At 49.5% G+C, this 15,235-nt stretch carries 10 protein-coding genes; 2 read left to right on the top strand and 8 right to left on the bottom strand.

Features of this window, described 5'->3' with window-relative positions:
* Positions 1-157: 157 nt before the first annotated feature.
* The 4 genes from FYJ73_RS12985 to FYJ73_RS12970 all read right to left on the bottom strand — a co-directional run bounded on the left by FYJ73_RS12985 (position 158) and on the right by FYJ73_RS12970 (position 8,296).
* Complete coding sequence (locus FYJ73_RS12985; protein ID WP_154535156.1) at positions 158-1,264, bottom strand: hypothetical protein; 1,107 nt, start codon at positions 1,262-1,264, stop codon at positions 158-160.
* Positions 1,264-3,714 carry a glycoside hydrolase family 98 domain-containing protein gene (locus tag FYJ73_RS12980; protein WP_154535155.1) on the bottom strand — a complete coding sequence of 817 codons (2,451 nt, stop codon included), beginning with the start codon at positions 3,712-3,714 and terminating at the stop codon, positions 1,264-1,266. The genes FYJ73_RS12985 and FYJ73_RS12980 overlap by 1 nt, the downstream gene beginning before the upstream one ends.
* 781 nt (positions 3,715-4,495) lie before the next feature.
* Positions 4,496-5,428, bottom strand: coding sequence for a peptidoglycan DD-metalloendopeptidase family protein (locus tag FYJ73_RS12975; protein WP_154535154.1), 933 nt, complete (start codon positions 5,426-5,428; stop codon positions 4,496-4,498).
* Between the two features lie 240 nt (positions 5,429-5,668).
* Entirely contained in the window at positions 5,669-8,296 is a 2,628-nt protein-coding gene (locus FYJ73_RS12970; protein WP_206081777.1) for a hybrid sensor histidine kinase/response regulator transcription factor, read from the bottom strand.
* Between the two features lie 533 nt (positions 8,297-8,829).
* Between FYJ73_RS12970 and FYJ73_RS12965 the strand changes: the two genes are divergently transcribed.
* Positions 8,830-9,273, top strand: coding sequence for a hypothetical protein (locus tag FYJ73_RS12965; RefSeq protein ID WP_154535152.1), 444 nt, complete (start codon positions 8,830-8,832; stop codon positions 9,271-9,273).
* Between the two features lie 242 nt (positions 9,274-9,515).
* The gene (locus tag FYJ73_RS12960) at positions 9,516-9,962 is read left to right on the top strand and encodes a hypothetical protein (RefSeq protein WP_154535151.1); all 447 of its coding nucleotides are present in this window, start codon (positions 9,516-9,518) and stop codon (positions 9,960-9,962) included.
* 153 nt (positions 9,963-10,115) lie between these two features.
* Here FYJ73_RS12960 and FYJ73_RS12955 read toward each other — a convergent pair whose 3' ends face one another.
* The 4 genes from FYJ73_RS12955 to FYJ73_RS12940 all read right to left on the bottom strand — a co-directional run bounded on the left by FYJ73_RS12955 (position 10,116) and on the right by FYJ73_RS12940 (position 15,227).
* Positions 10,116-12,689: a TonB-dependent receptor gene (locus FYJ73_RS12955; protein ID WP_154535150.1), complete on the bottom strand. Its 2,574-nt coding sequence runs from the start codon at positions 12,687-12,689 to the stop codon at positions 10,116-10,118.
* A 16-nt stretch (positions 12,690-12,705) separates the two neighbouring features.
* Positions 12,706-13,344, bottom strand: a complete 639-nt coding sequence (locus FYJ73_RS12950) for a FecR family protein (protein WP_154535149.1) — start codon at positions 13,342-13,344, stop codon at positions 12,706-12,708.
* Positions 13,345-13,347: 3 nt separating this feature from the next.
* Positions 13,348-13,842 (bottom strand): sigma-70 family RNA polymerase sigma factor, encoded by a 495-nt coding sequence (locus tag FYJ73_RS12945; protein ID WP_154535148.1) that lies wholly within the window; start codon positions 13,840-13,842, stop codon positions 13,348-13,350.
* A gap of 260 nt (positions 13,843-14,102) precedes the next feature.
* The gene (locus FYJ73_RS12940; protein ID WP_154535147.1) at positions 14,103-15,227 is read right to left on the bottom strand and encodes an efflux RND transporter periplasmic adaptor subunit; all 1,125 of its coding nucleotides are present in this window, start codon (positions 15,225-15,227) and stop codon (positions 14,103-14,105) included.
* Positions 15,228-15,235 lie beyond the last annotated feature (8 nt).

Genomic DNA, 15,235 nt, shown 5'->3' with positions numbered 1-15,235 from the left:
TGATTACCGCTACAAATGTAACAATAATAAATGAAATGACAAAACATAATAAGTTAAATATAAACTGATTTATAGATAATTGGCTTTGCAGCTTGCGTTATCGCTACAAATTAATCGAAAATTCAGATGAATATATATGATACAATCTTTCTTCTTGCTATCTCACGACGACTTTTTTACCATTATGGATGTATATTCCATGCGCGGGCTGAGACACTCGCTGGCCTTGCAGATTGTACCAGATGTCTTGCTTTTTCTTACCATCTACAGCGTTGTCAATGCCTGTTGTCGTGCCGTCATTGACACCGATGACCATGCTTTTGGCATTGGCAGAGCCTTGCTGTATCTTGATATGTCCGAAGACGAGCTCCAGCCATGAACCACTGTTTCCATTGCCATCTGCCACTGGTGTCCAGCGGAAATGATAGTAACCGGTGTGATTGGCATAGAAATTCACAACACCATAACTGGCACCATAGGTGTTCGTGTTCAGATTCTTGCCGACATTGTTGGTGCATTGGATGATTTGTGATCCCAGACAACGATTGCTTTCATCAGAGACCTCACATTTCACATAAGGGTTACCAGCCCAGCCAATAGCGTAATAGCTGAGATTGTAGCTGCCCTTTTTCAGCGAGAGCCCATATCCGTTGACAGTGCCCACTTCGGCATAGGCGTTTTTCGAAGCATCACTTTGTCGTATATAAAGGCCTGTGGGTAAGTAGCCACCCTGATTGAACTTGAAGATGCGGGGGCCGGATACAGCAGTACCGGCAGAGACTTTCTGGCCAGCGTCGAGAATATTCCATTCTTCCGGCACCATGTTGGCATTCTTGAAGGCAAGAGGATTCCCTTTTTGATAGAGCCAGACATTACCGATAAGTGCTTCCTGCCAATTTCCGCCATTGCCCTGAGCATCGGCGACAGGAGTAAAACGAAGCTTGTAATTGCCCTTGGCCAAGGAATAGAATGACAAGGCTACTTGGGTGCTCCCGGTAATGGTGGCATTTCGTGTGCCATTGACGCATCCGCCGGACTTAACGATCGTGGAGGCGATGACAGCATTTGAGGGGTCAAAGACTTCCACTTTCAAATAAGGACTCCCCTTCCATGCGGCAACATTGCAGTTAAGCTGGTATTCACCGTATACCAAAGGCAATGTATAGTTGTTCTTATCTCTGTATTCAATATATCCAGCCTTGCTGGCACTCTGCTGGCGCACATAGAAAGCTGTGGACATGTCTCCACCCTGATAGAATTGCATCACGCGGGGCCACTGCTATGGTTGCCCGGCTGAATCTCGTTGCCGCCGTCTACTACCGTCCACCCCTCCGGGATGAAGTCATTACCGCTGCGCCATGTCTTGACCAAATTGACGGCAGAAGAAGTCGTAGTATTTGAGGAACTGGCGGTCGACGAAGAGCCGACAGGGCTCAGCTCCATCTGGTCGAGCCAAAGGTTGATGCCATTGATATTGTCAATGACGATAGAGTTGTTGCCCTTCTGGAAGGAGAATTCCTTGCTGACGGTTTTCCACTCATTGGTGTTGGTGGTCTGACACTCTACGTAACTTACTTGCCCATTGGCAGTCAGCCGGATATTGTCTTTCTTGTAGGTGTTCATGTAGCGCAAGGTGACACGATATCTTTGTGCTGCCGGAGAGTTGAAGACATAGCGCAGACTGCCGTTTTTGTTGGTACCCATGATGACGAATCCAGTACCATGGTGTCCCCGTTCGCTTTGATGGTTATAGTAAGGATCGCGGCTGCATTCCTGTATGGAACGGTAGTCCATGTCTTCGGCCTCTATCATCACGGGGCCGGTATAGGTCTGCGGCTGCTTGGGGGTGGCCAGACGTGTGCTGGGGAGGTAGTCGGTTCTGCGCCATCTCTCATTGCCACTACATGTCAGTTTCAGGTTGACCGAGCCACAGTGGCGCACCTCGATGGAATACGTGCCTGTGGAAGCATTCCACTTCTCACCAGTGATGAAGGCAGACGGATTGTTTGCCGATGAGGCAGATGATACCACGCCAGTGCCCACAGTATAGCTATAAGAAGGTTTGGACTTTGCACCGGTGACCGTGATCAGATCCGTGACCAGCGTGGTCGTATCTGTGCGATAGTTGTTCAGATAAAAGTTGATATGATCGGCATATTCACGTATGGCACCCGAGGAGAGTTTACCCCATGTCAGCTTAAGTTCCTTGCAGGTGTTGTATTGCAGGGGTATGCTCGCCGACGCATTTCTCTTCTTGTTGAAATAGGAATAGGGGGTATAGGTGATGAGTTGGTTACGGTATCGGTTGACATACAGGTCACCGGTACTCACCGAAGCATAGCGTGCGTTAAAGTCGTTTTGCTTGGCACTTATGCTGTACCACTTTGTCGACTTTTTCTTTTGAACGGGAATAGCCTTCGCAAGGTTGTCATATAGCTCGGGTACAATAGGGATGGCTCCATAGCGTCCGGTCTTTTTAAACCATGTCATATTGTTCATGAAGGCGCCGTCACCGGTCTTGTACCGGACAGCCTTGCAGTTATAGGGATCGTCTTGCTTATAGAGTCCGTCATAGAGGTCTTGCCATCCGGCATACTTGTTTTCGTCGGAACCGCTGTTGACATCATTGATCACGACGATCTTGGTCTTCCCCAGCACCTCCGCACGGGTCGGGATATACAGTGTGCCATCAATGACCTTGCGCCACATGTCTATCCACACATTCTTGAAGCCGGGGAAGAAGTTCCAGTGATGACGCATGAAACCGTCACCGGTCGGTGTGTCTCTTCCCACACTGACGCATTCTGTGGGTATGGTTTCGGGACCATCCCACACAGCGCCGCCATTGACGCATGTTTGCTCCATTACGGTGGAGATACCGGCACATACGGGATACTGAATATTGTTTTTGTCCGTTCCTGCAAGGATGTTCTTGTCTGCATCCCATCCGCAACGGTCATAACGGACACCATAGTTGTTGGCAAGTCCGGCGATATAGGGTCCCCAAGTGACACTTTCTGTGTTGTAATAACATCCCGATGTGGTGTACTTGTACAGCCACAGTATGGCCTCAGGGTATTTCTCACATGCTGAAAGCAGATCGCGATTGCGCTTGAGCATGCCAAGGGGACTGAGTCCGTGCGACCACATATTGCCGCAGAAACTCACCGTGAGGAATCCGCCATACTGGTGTGACATCTTCACAAGCTTGGCAAAGAGAGCGATGCGGGAAAGCTGAGAGGCGGAGCTTTTGTCTCCTTGCACATCGAAGCCCCAAAACTGCTCAGCATAGTTCCAGCCCAGAAAGTTGGGATAGGTCTTGAAAAAGTATTCAAAGGTATTCAAGTCGCTGTCTTGGATGTGGGTGTGACCGCCGCTGGCAGGCTGACAGGTAAACCACATGCCATTGTGCTGACAGACTGTGGCCCATGACTTCAGGGTGGAGATGCCATCTTGTGGCTTCTTGTAGATATTTAGTTTTGTGTCGTACTGACATGACAGCGAGAGGTTCATACATACATAAGGCCGAATGTCCTGAGGGATCATGTCTATGATCGCCTGAGGATTGGCATAATTCCACACATCGATGTGAATCATCCATAGCGGATGGCGGGAGTCGATAGGACGGCGCGTTTGGGCTGCCACAGTCTGTGTGAGGCAACACAACAGCAATCCAAGAAGCATCCTTGAAAGAAAATGATTGTGAGACTTCATGTTTGTTTTTAATAATTTGAATGAATTGAAATAGATTTGATAGTGTTGCTGCAAAAATAAGTGATTAGCAGTATTGGCAATTATTTTTTTGTTTCAAAAGCAAATATCTTTTGTATCAATACAAAAAAGCAGAGCCCAGGCACTTCCTTTTGCAACGAAAACCGCTTGTATCACTGCAAGGGCTCTATTTGTTTTTGTTAGAATAGAACCAGAATGAAATCTGAATAGCATGTGCATCTCTGCTCGTAACAGTCCTCTTGCCTTTTTGCCTGAATCGCTTCTATATAACTAACCCTGTTATATCAACAACTTGTTATCGCCAAAGGGCGATATGGCAGCTGAATAGTTACATTTTTATCAGGAAGTGGTAATAAGGGCTAACACGGACATGGGCACAGAGCCCGAGTATCGGGAATATATTATATTCTCGATATTCGGTTATATTCTTTATTCCGCGTAGCGGAGCGTTCACTTCAAAACGCCCACCGTTTCTTGCTGTTAGTGAAGGGAAAGCCTTGCTTTTCTTTAAACGCACCATCTTCGATGGTATCAAGAATATTAACGAATATCGAGAATATTTTCTTCTTAATAAGATGTATGATCCATGCTTGAAAATGCTTGTTGACTTGTTGTGATCCGTGGATCCTATAGACCCTATATATAATAAGGTGTATTTCTCGAATTCTCTGTGTCTCTGTGTGAGCATAAAAAAGGACCCAAGCGTTTCCAAAAGAGATGGAAACGCTTGAGCCCGTTTGTTATGGAGTATCTGATTAAATGCTTATGCGCATCTGACGATCATGCCGGGGCGCACGCGCTGAGTCTTGCGGAAGCCGTTGAGACGGCAGAGCTGATCGACAGAGATATTGTTCTTCTCGGCAATAGACTCCAGAGAGTCGCCCTTGACCACTTTGTAGTAGATACGCTCGCCGCTGTCGCTGCCGGCATATCCGCCACTGACTTGCTCGCTGCTGTATCCGCCATTGCCCACCTTGCCGCGGGCACGTGTGGCGAGGTCAGACTCCGAGTCGTAACGACGGCGGTTGAAGACATAGTAGTCGCCCGTGACATCCTGGTTGCGGAAGTCAAACATCAGTGCCGGGTTGAGGGCTACACCGCACAGACGTGTCTCGAAATGGAGGTGAGAGCCAGTGCTTCGGCCGGTGTTGCCGCCCAGCCCGATGGGCTCACCGGCGCGCACCTGCTGATTCTCGCTGACGAGTTGCTTGGAAAGGTGGCCGTAGATGGTCTCAAGGCCATTGGGGTGACGGATGACGACGTAGTTGCCATAGCCGCCGGCTTCGTAGCGCACGATGCGCACCTTGCCGGAGAAGGCGGCGCGGATGGTGTCGCCGATATATACTTTGATGTCTAAGCCTTTGTGCATACGACCCCAGCGGCTACCGAAGTTGCTGGTGACGACGCGGCTCGGCGTGGGCATACAGAAATGACGAAGGTTGATGACGAAAGAGTCGGGGAGTTCAGTGGCGCGGTGTGCGTAGCGGTTGTCCCACTCGTCGCCGTAGAGCTTTGCTGCGGGCGATTGCAGGTTTTCTTTCTCTGCAAAATGGCTGACCTCAATAGAGTCCAGCTTTTTGGCGCGGCGGTCGATGGGGGCTTGTCGTGCCAGCAGGTCCTGTCCCAGGACGGGCTCCGCCGCTAAAGCGAATAATGCGGATATTGCGAATGTTTTTATTGCCGATCTTAATGTCATAAAGTTATTTCTTATATCATAGGTTTAAGTCTTCAAGAGGAAACGGATTCCTTGCAGTGAGATGAGTGTACCATACAACAATACATCAAAACGAATGAAGACGTTACAAAGATAATAAAAATGCGGTAAAATTGTTACTTGGCGCTTGTCTTTTATTGTCTCTTTAACACAATTGGTGCTCTCTATGTGCCTGTTTAACAAATATTTCAATGTTGTTAACGCAAACAAATGGGTGTATGTTTACTTTTTGGTATCTATTCCTCTCCGATAGTCGGTGGGGGTGATGCCGCACACATTTTTGAAAGACCTGACGAAGTTGGGGTAAGCGTCAAAGCCGCATTGATCGGCGACGTCGGCCATACTGATGCCTTCTCGGCTGTCGATGAGATTCATGGCTTTCTTGATTCTTGTCCGCTGTATATATGCGGTAGGTGTCATACCCGTCATGGTGACCATCTTGCGATAGAACTGGCTGGTGCTCATGCACATCTTTGAGGCAAGAACAGCCACGGTCACCTCTTTTCGACTGCCAGTGAGCTGGTAGATGGTTTCCGTGACTTTATGCAGAAATTGTAGATTGGCTGCTGTCTGTGAAGACGTGTTTTCCATGGGATTGACTTTCCGCTCTTCATATATTTCTGCGAACTTCTTCAATATCAGATCCCGGCCTTTCAGCAGGTTGTCGACATGTGTGTGCAGGACCTCGGCGGTGAAGGGCTTGGTCAGACAGGCGGCTACACCGTTTTTGGCGCATTCCAGTTGGTCTTGCTCGGTCACCTTTGCCGTGATCATGATGATGGGAATGTGATTGATAACGGGGTTGGAGCGTATCTGTCGGCACAGTTCCAGTCCATCGACTCTCTTGATGGATCCGTCTATGATGATCAGATCGGGAATGCTGTCCATGGCCATTTGAAGACCTTCGTTGCCGTCGGCGGAAAAGCTCAAGTCGTATTGGCCGATAAATATCGAGTTGATGAAGTTGGCGATGTCATTGTTGTCTTCGATGACCAACAGGTGTTGTTTTTTTTCTTGGCTGTGGGTGTTGGAAGGCGCCTCTTCTTCCGTTTTCTCCTCCACTTGCGCTGTAGCTTGTTGCGTATCGGGAGAGAGCGCATAATCGCTGTGGATGGGGAGGGTGACGTGTATGGTGGTGCCTTTTCCTAAGTCGCTTTGCAGAGAGATGTCGCCTTTTGCGATGTCAACAATCTGCTTGACCGCCGAGAGGCCGATGCAGGTGTCTATGTCTTTTATATTGCCTTCTTCCAGGAAGTAAGGAGTGAAGACCTTGTTTGCCACTTCCGCTGGCATGCCTATCCCCGTGTCACTCACGGTGAGATGCAGAGTATCTTTCTCACGACTGATAGTAGCGGTAACCGTTCCGTTTCTGGAGGTGTATTTGAAGGCATAGGCCAGCAGTGTATTCATGATTTTTGCCGCGTATTCGGGTACGAAGTCCATTTCTACTTCTGCTTCTTTGATAAACTGGTAGTTGATGCCTTTGTGCTCTGCTATATCCTGATAGGACTGTGATATCATTTCCATGAAAAGGCTGATGTTTCCGTGCCGCCATTCTTCATCTTTGACGACAGTCGGGAGTTTCTTGGAGGACATTACTTGGTTGATGATCGAGAGGATGGTATTGCTTTGGCGCTCTATAGCCTTGGCTTTTTCCTTAGTGCTGTCCAGGGTATGGGAATCACTTTGCAGGGAGCGGGTTAGTCCTAAGATAATGGTAAGCGGTGTGCGGAATTCGTTGGCAATGTTGGCGAAGAAGTCTTCGCGCAAGTCCGACACATGCTGCATGCCTTTCATAGTCTGCTTGCGTAGCTTTTGGGAGTAGAGAAGTATGATGAAGGCAGCAATCAGAACTTCGAGAATGATCACAAATATAGTATAGGCGCGCTGGCGGGAAGAGCGCTCCTGCCGGAGCGTGTCATTTGTCTTTTCCACGATGTTCAGGCTGACACTCTGTATATGGTCAATGCGGCCTTCGTCGATGAGACTGTCTTTTTCTTCTTTGGCTCTTTCATGAAACAGCAGGGCATTGCGGTAGTCTCCTTGCTGTTTGTAATAATTATAATATAGGCTATAGATGTCGACCAGATATTCGGTAAGGTGGTTTTTCTCTCCTAAGTCGCGTGCCAAGACCAGGTGGCGGTTGGCATCAGTCCACTGTGAGGTGTGCACATAGTATTTGGCAAGGGCTATGAGTGAAGGCAGGATATACCATGCGCTTTTTGAGTTTTTCATCAGTTGATAGGCGGTTTGGTATTCCTGGAGGGCCAGCTTGTCTTTTCCTTCTTGCTCATAGAGAGATCCGAAGTGGGTGTGACAGAGTGATATGCCCATCACGTTGTGGGCTTTTTGGTTGTAGTACATCGACTTTTTGTAATAGCTCCAGGCTGAGTCTTTCTTCCCTCTGCACTCATAGACAATACCCAGATTGGCGTAGTTGGTGGCCATGCCGTCGATAGAATTCATTGCTTTGTTTTCTGTCAAGGCTTGTTTCAGTATGCTGTCGGCTTGGTTGTAATTGCGTAATGCCAGATAGGCATTGCCCAGACCATTGAGCGCAGCAGCTTTACATTTTCTGGCGATGTAGCTGGTGTCAGCGTAACTGTTGCTGGTCGTCAAGGCTCTATAGTGGTATTGCAGGGCCATGCAGAAAATGCAAACCCGGCGATAGTCGGTACCGATCTCGTTAGTGGCTTGTATCCATTCCAGTTTGTCGTTGGCCGCCTGAGCGCGGCTTTGGCAGTCGGAGTGGATTTGCAGAGCTTGGGAGAAATGGTTGTCGAGGCGTAAAAGATTGCCGATGTGTCTTTGCACGATCATGCTGCCTGTCGTGTTTCCTTCTCTTTCCATTTTCTTTTGCAACAGCCTTAGACTGTCCACGCTTGTGTAGGTAGCGGCCAGACTGTCCAGGCTTATGCGCTCATGCTGATCCGTTTGACTTGGGGCAGAATGCTTGCATGAGAACAAAAGGGGCAAGATGATGACAATCGTTATGCCTGTGGCGAGTCTCAGGAGTGTATGATGTATTTTGGTGTTTAGAAAGCTCATGATTACATTATAGGTTTGTTCTTAGACAGGGCAAATATAAGAAAAAAAAGAGTATCAGCAAAGCTTTTTCAGTCTTTTTTGTATTTATGTGAAAATGTTGTTGTTTGAAATCTTTAAATATATCATATATAATATCAATATTATCAGTAATTTACTATGTTTTTATGGTCGACAATGATAGGATCAATAAAAGAAAAAAATCGTTGAAGCGCGGATTTTTATTCAATAAGATAGCTTTTATTTTAATTAAAATATGTACCTTTGCCGCCCTAATTCCCTTATTGGATTTATATCTGGTTTTAAAATAGCATAATTATTAATTAATATTGAGTTATATGTCTGGTTTAGTTTATTTAAGATCCCTGATGGATGGCGTGGAGATGAGGTCCATGAATGGTCCTGTGATCCTGTTGATTTTGGGGATGATTTTTATTGTAGTTGATGCAGTTTATTTGGGTCGTGTCGTGCGGGCCCGAATGAATAATAAGCGTGCATTGCGCTCCAATGTTGTTCATCAGTTCCACCGCCACGTCATCGATAGGAATAATCCAAAGTATAGTGGCGAAAGTAATAATCAAAATTTCGACAATCTTTTCCTTGGCCTTTTCTTTGATTGCATTATCGATCATTTAGAATATAAGGACGTGACGAAGGATCAGTTGGCCGACAAGATGCAGATTTCGACACGCCAACTGGATTTAGCTTCCAAGAAGGCAACAGGTTTGCCGGCAATGAAGGTGGTGTCGATTGTTAAATCAGAATATGGGGTACGGCAATAATACGATTATCATTAGTAATCTATCATTGTAAAAGTATTGATTTACTGTATGTTACGCTAAAGTAATGCATGGAAATGATAGGGAGAAATTTAAAGAAATCCTACTTTTGATAAGTTTTATCCCGAAAATGAAATCATGTTCTTGAGGGAAAATACCTAACTTTGCAGCGTGTTAAGACGAATAGTGGTAATAGAAATAACACTGTGAGTCGTTCTTTATGTTTCATTTAAAATTTTAGAATTATGTCAGGTTGGGTATTTTTAGCGTCTCTGTTTGATAGCGTCGATTTGGGTGTTTTGGGTATTCCATTTATCATTGTCGTTGCTGCGCTGGTTTTCATCGTTGCAGACGCTTTCTATTTGTATCGGCTTCTCGGATATAGAAAACGCTACAGACGTGCACTAAGATCCAATGTCGTCAAGCAGTTCCACCGTCACCTTACAGGTGTACAGGAACATGTCATTAGCAATCGCGCCGACTATCATCAAGTGGATAGTCTCTTCCTTTCCTACTTATTCGATACAATTCTCAATCATATAGAGGATAAGGATATGACCACTAAAAGCTTGGCTAGTTATCTACAGATTACTCCGAAGCAACTGGATAAGGCGTCGAAGCGTGTCACCGGCTTGCCTGCTATGAAGGTCTATGATACTGTTAAGTCGCAGTACATCCCTCAGCAATATTGATACCATACCTGAAAATATAATATAGGGCACTTGCCATCCTCGCGGAGTGGCAGGTGCCCTTTTTCTTTGTGTCTGTCTCTGTTATTGGGTAAGCTGGCGCAATGGCACAAACTGTAAGCTGGGGTCACTTTTTCATCGGCTTTCCCTAACTTATTAGAAGAACCCCTGGTCGTTGTCCTTGTTGTTGAGTTTCTTCTCGTCGTTGTTTTGTTTACCTGAGAAGAGGTTATAGCTCAGGGTAATGCAGAAGGTGCGCTTCTGACTGGTGACGCGGTTCCAACCGTGTTGGTCAAGGACATCGTTGTCGAGGATGCTGTTGTGGTATTTAGCCGCAGCGAAGGGGAAGATGCACACCAGCCCTACCATCAGTTGCTTCTTCTGGTAGTAGACGATGAGGTTCTGCGTGTTCTCAGCCGAACTAATGAAGCTGCCGTTGAGTTGCTTGTGCGGAATGCACTGATAGTATTCGGCACCCCAGCAGCCCTTGCGGAAGTCTACGGTCCAGGCCAACGGCATGTATTGGTGGTGATGTGTGCCGATGATCTCACTCTTCTCTTTCTGCCAGCGGTAGCCACACTCCAATCCAATCGAGAGCAGGTTGTTGCTGAACGGGTTGAGCGTCAGCGTACCCGAGAAACCATAGTTGAGCAGGTAGTCGTAGTTCTCGTCGCGTCCCACGATGACGCGGTTGCCGTCTATCGTTTGCCATTGGTAATAGGTGCTGAAATCGTCGTCGATCTTGCGGGCGTCGGCTGTCAGATCCATATTCAGCCAAGGCAGGTTGAGCGAGTAGGTGAGCCCGATCTGCTTGTCGAGTGCGCTCTTCAGCCAGGGATTGCCCGAGTAGAGCAGTCCGGGGATGGTCACCGTGCTGTTGTTGCTCAGATTGGAGATGTTCGGCGTGATGGTCGACATCTTGCCGCGAAGTCGCAGGGCACCGTTCTTCACGTTGTAGGAGAGCAGGGCGTCGGGCGTGAAGTAGAGTTTGTGGAAGTGCGTGTCGTCGTTGCTCGTATTGATATAGGTGGCGCCAAGGCTTACGCGGTAGCCGATCTTGGCGATGCTGCCGTTGAGCTGTGCATAGGCATAGTGCTTGTCGTCGGTGGCATTGTAGTCGTATTCCTTGTAGTCGGAGAGGATGTTGGTGATGCGGTAATCCGACTTAGCCAGCGCGGCGCGGTAGCCGAGGGCGAGCTGCGTGCGACCCCAGTCCTTGGTGTAAGCCGCTTCGCCGATGAACGAGTATTTGTTGTTGTGCTGCCGCATGTCGTCGTCGAGGGTTTGCTGGGTCTCGTCGTTTTGGATGTTGTGCACATGCTGCTTGTTGTGGAAGAGGGTACCGACGGCGTTGAGCATGATCTCGTGTCCACCGGGCAACTTGCGGTCGAAGTAGAGGTCGAGCGATGGCGAGAAGCTGTTGCGTCGTTGTCGCTTGTCCTGTGTACCGTTGGCCCATAGTGGGTTGCCACTGGCGTTGATGGCCATGTCGCTGTTCCAGAACCAGGTGAAGATGGTGGGCGTGAACTTCGCTTGGAAGTTCAGGCTGTCGCCATGTGTGAAGAGATACTTCAGATTGAAGTCGTGATGAGCATAGCCGAAGTGGTAGGTACCACTATAGTCGTAGGTAGCCCGCTTGTCCCCGTCTTTGAAGGTGTAGGTATCCTGCTCGTCGCAGTTGGCTGCATTGCGCAGTTCTAGTCGATAGTCGAGTGAGAACTGGTGTGGGCCGTGGTTGTACTTGGCGTAGACGTTGGTGTTGTTGAATCCCGCCTTCGTACCCTGCATCACGTCGAAGCCTGTGGCGTAGCCGTTCTCGGCGGCACGGGTGTGGATGTTGAGCACGGTACCGGCATCGGCGTAGCGGGCCGGTGGCACCACATAGTAGTCGACGTTACGGATGTCTTTGGCTTGCAGTGCTTTCAGGTCGTTGTCGCTGGCCTCAATGCCGTTGACGAGAATTGTCAGCGGCTTGCCAGAGAGGGTGGCAAGCTGCCCGCTGAGAACGTCGACGCGCAGTCCGGGCAGCGTGGCAATGAGCTGTTGGGCTTCTCGTGACGCTTTCACCTCCTCGTCGGAGAACGTGTAGACGTTGCGGTCCTCGTGCTCCACCTTTCGGCGGCCTTTCACGTTTACAGTTTTCAACTGGTAGGCATCGGGGCGCATGGTCAGCACACCGGCATGGGCTGTAGTGATATGACGGACGAGGCGTCGGTAGCCCACGCTGGTGAGGCTGACGAGGACGTCGGTGGTCTTGCAGGGAATGACGAAGTCTCCGGCTGCTGTGGTCACGCCACCATTGATGAACGATGAGTCGCGCGGGCTGAGCACGGCGACATTGACAAACTCCATGGGCTGTCCGCTCTCGTCGACGACACGTCCCGTGAGCTTATGGTTTTCTTTCTGTGTACACTCCACGAAGATCATATCGGGCAGCGCATGTCCCTTGCTGTCCTGCCCTTCGCCCTTGACCACTTTCATGGCGATGGGGTAGAAGCCGATGATCTGCCGGATAGCGTCGGGTACGCTTTGGTTGCGCACGTCGGCCGTGATCTTGAAGTCCTCAAGATCGTTGTAGGCAAAGTTGATGATATAGTGTCTGGTGGCGGTGCTCAGATAGCGCAGGGCATCGGACATGGAGGTATTGCGAAAAGAATGGGTGATGGTTTGGGCATCTATCCTTAAAGCCAGTAGTGCCAGAACGGCAAGTAGGATAATCTTGTTTCTCATGGTTGTCTCTCCTTGTTTATTCCAGTACGAGGCTGCTGCCGTCGAGGGTGATGCGTATGTTGTCGAACTGGTTGAGCTGGCTCACCACTTGAGCGGCACTACACTGCCGGTTCCAGTTGAAGTAAAGTCGGATGCTCGCTGTCTGGGTGTTGCGGATCTCAGCCTTCAAACCATAGTAGGAAGCAATCTCGTTGACAATGTTGGCAATGGGTGTGTTGATGAATTGCTTCATGCCGTCAGCTTCCTGCGGTTGGCTCTTGATGGTGTCGCGGACTGCGGTTGTAGTCTTTGCTGTGGCTTTTGCCTTGGTGGGTGCCACGGCGAGCTCCCTTTTGGGAGCTTGCTGGTGGTGTCTCACCATCGTGATGGCGGCAAAAGCCAGTCCCGAGATGAGCATGAGACCGACAAACACGGCGGCCAGCTGTCGCCATAAGGCAATGTGTCGTCTATCGGACATGTATCGCTTCTCGAAGCGTTGCAGTGCCTCTTCCGTTTCTGTTTCGTCGGGTCTGTGGTCGTGGAGTGCGGCCGACGTGTCGCACATCAGCCGGTAGTATTCCCGGCAGTCTTTATCGCTGAGCACCTGTCGCCATTCCTCCTGGGAATAGCGGTCAGGCTTTTCCATCATTGCGATGAGGTGTTCAATCTTGTTCATGGTCTATCTGATTCTTGTGAGTTTCTTCCTAAGTGTGTCCAGAGCCTTCCTGATGCGCTTGTAGACGGCTGTCTCGCTGATGCTCTCCTCGGCAGCTATCTCGGCGTAGGAGAGCTGTTGGATGTAACGCTGGGTGAGCACCCGCCGGCTGTTGTCGTCGAGACTGCTGTCGAAGGCCTGTCTCATGTGACCGATGCGCTCCTCGATGTCGTCGGCAGAGGCTGTGTCCAGTTGACTGTCGAGGAGGTAGAGCCCTTGTATGCGTTGCCGAATGCTACGACTGCGCAGGATGTTGATGCACCGGTTGCGCACGGCAGTCATGAGAAAGGGACGGATGGTGGAACCCGTGGGTACGATGTCTTTGTGCATGAGAGCGGCAAAGACCTCGTCCACGACATCCTCGCTCTCCGCCCCGTCGTGCAAAAGCAGACGTGCCAACCGCAACATGTCGGGGTAGTAGCTGCGAAACAGCTGTGCTATGGTTTCTTTGTTTATCATTTACTCTCTATACACATGAAAAGGAAGAAACCTAACCAGATAGATGAAAAAAAGTTTTCTATAAACAGGATAGTACGCCATAGAACGATGCGTCAAAGAAGGTATACGATTCTGTCATTATCATCATAAAACTGTTATTTGGGTGGGGTGTGGGTGATTCCGTGCCACCCCACCCATTAACCATCTTAAACACAGTGTATTACTGCTTGGGTGGAATAGGTGGGGTAGGAAATACGAAACATATAGTAAAGAGATCATCCCTACGATTGTTCGTCACTATTGTTGTCGTCCTTGACGATCTTCGGTCCGCGCACCTTGTCGGCCTTCGTCAGTCCGCTGGTGATCTGTATGTTGATGCCGTCGCTCAGTCCGGTGGTCACGCGCTTCTTGGTATAGGTCTTTTCCTTGCCGGTGCCATGGATAATATATACATAGGTGTTGTTGCCTTGGAACTCGATGGCACTCTCGGGTACGGTGAGCACTTGGTTGGCCTGTGCCAATACGATCTCTGCCGTAGCACTATAGCCCGAGCGGATCTGTGCCGTGCCGAGTCCGTGCAGGGCAGCTTTGATCTCAAACTGGTTGGTGCCGTTGGCCTCGGTGGCCTTGGGCGAGATATATTCCAGCGAGGCTTCGAGCTTTTCGTTCTGCAGGGCACCGATGGTGATGCGCATGGGCATGCCTGTGACCAGCTGTCCCACTTCCGTCTCGTCGACATTGCCGCGGAAGATGAGGTCGTTCATGTCGGCAACGGTGGCGATGGTCGTTCCGTCGTTGAAGGTGTTGGAGAGGATGACCGTGTTGCCGACCTTTACGGGGATGTCAAGGATCAGTCCGCTCACCGTGGAGCGTATCAGCGTACTGCTCGTACTGGCGTTCTCGGCCGAGACGCCGTCGCGCACTACCTCTAAGTTCTCGTTGGCAGCGCGCACCTCCTCGTCGGCTTGTTGCAGTGCCTTGCGCTTTTGGTCGTACTCGTCGCCTGAGACCAATCCCTTGTTGTATAGGGTCTTCATGCGGTCGTAGTCGATCTTGGCCTGCCGGGCGTTGATGGCTGCTAAGCGGATACGTGCCTGTGCCGAGCTGAGCTGCGACTCGTCGGGGATGACCTTCACCTTGGCGATGACCTCACCGGCCTGGACGTGCTGTCCGGCTTCCTTATAGAGCTTGACGATGATGCCGGAGATCTGCGGTTTGATGTTGATCTCGTTGCGTGGCTCTATCTTGCCCGTGATGACAGTCGTCTTGCGGATGTCCTTCAGCGCGGGTGTGAACTCCTCGTAGGCAACGGGTTGCGGTTGACTCTTCATCCACAGAAATACAAAGGTGGCGATGAAGATGATCAGGATGATGCCTGCCACGAAAAACTTGCTGTACTTTTTCATAATTCTAT

This window comes from Hallella mizrahii, assembly GCF_009695775.1.
Taxonomy (GTDB): Bacteria; Bacteroidota; Bacteroidia; order Bacteroidales; family Bacteroidaceae; genus Prevotella; species Prevotella mizrahii.
This window is presented reverse-complemented; position numbering and strand designations above follow the sequence as displayed.

What these genes read in the sequence shown, in the direction of transcription:
- FYJ73_RS12955 (WP_154535150.1), bottom strand. Translation starts at nt 12,689, where the DNA reads ATGAGAAACAAGATTATCCTACTTGCCGTTCTGGCACTACTGGCTTTA.
- FYJ73_RS12960 (WP_154535151.1), top strand. Translation starts at nt 9,516, where the DNA reads ATGTCAGGTTGGGTATTTTTAGCGTCTCTGTTTGATAGCGTCGATTTG.
- FYJ73_RS12940 (WP_154535147.1), bottom strand. Translation starts at nt 15,227, where the DNA reads ATGAAAAAGTACAGCAAGTTTTTCGTGGCAGGCATCATCCTGATCATC.
- FYJ73_RS12965 (WP_154535152.1), top strand. Translation starts at nt 8,830, where the DNA reads ATGTCTGGTTTAGTTTATTTAAGATCCCTGATGGATGGCGTGGAGATG.
- FYJ73_RS12985 (WP_154535156.1), bottom strand. Translation starts at nt 1,264, where the DNA reads ATGCAATTCTATCAGGGTGGAGACATGTCCACAGCTTTCTATGTGCGC.
- FYJ73_RS12975 (WP_154535154.1), bottom strand. Translation starts at nt 5,428, where the DNA reads ATGACATTAAGATCGGCAATAAAAACATTCGCAATATCCGCATTATTC.
- FYJ73_RS12945 (WP_154535148.1), bottom strand. Translation starts at nt 13,842, where the DNA reads ATGATAAACAAAGAAACCATAGCACAGCTGTTTCGCAGCTACTACCCC.
- FYJ73_RS12970 (WP_206081777.1), bottom strand. Translation starts at nt 8,296, where the DNA reads ATGGAAAGAGAAGGAAACACGACAGGCAGCATGATCGTGCAAAGACAC.
- FYJ73_RS12980 (WP_154535155.1), bottom strand. Translation starts at nt 3,714, where the DNA reads ATGAAGTCTCACAATCATTTTCTTTCAAGGATGCTTCTTGGATTGCTG.
- FYJ73_RS12950 (WP_154535149.1), bottom strand. Translation starts at nt 13,344, where the DNA reads ATGAACAAGATTGAACACCTCATCGCAATGATGGAAAAGCCTGACCGC.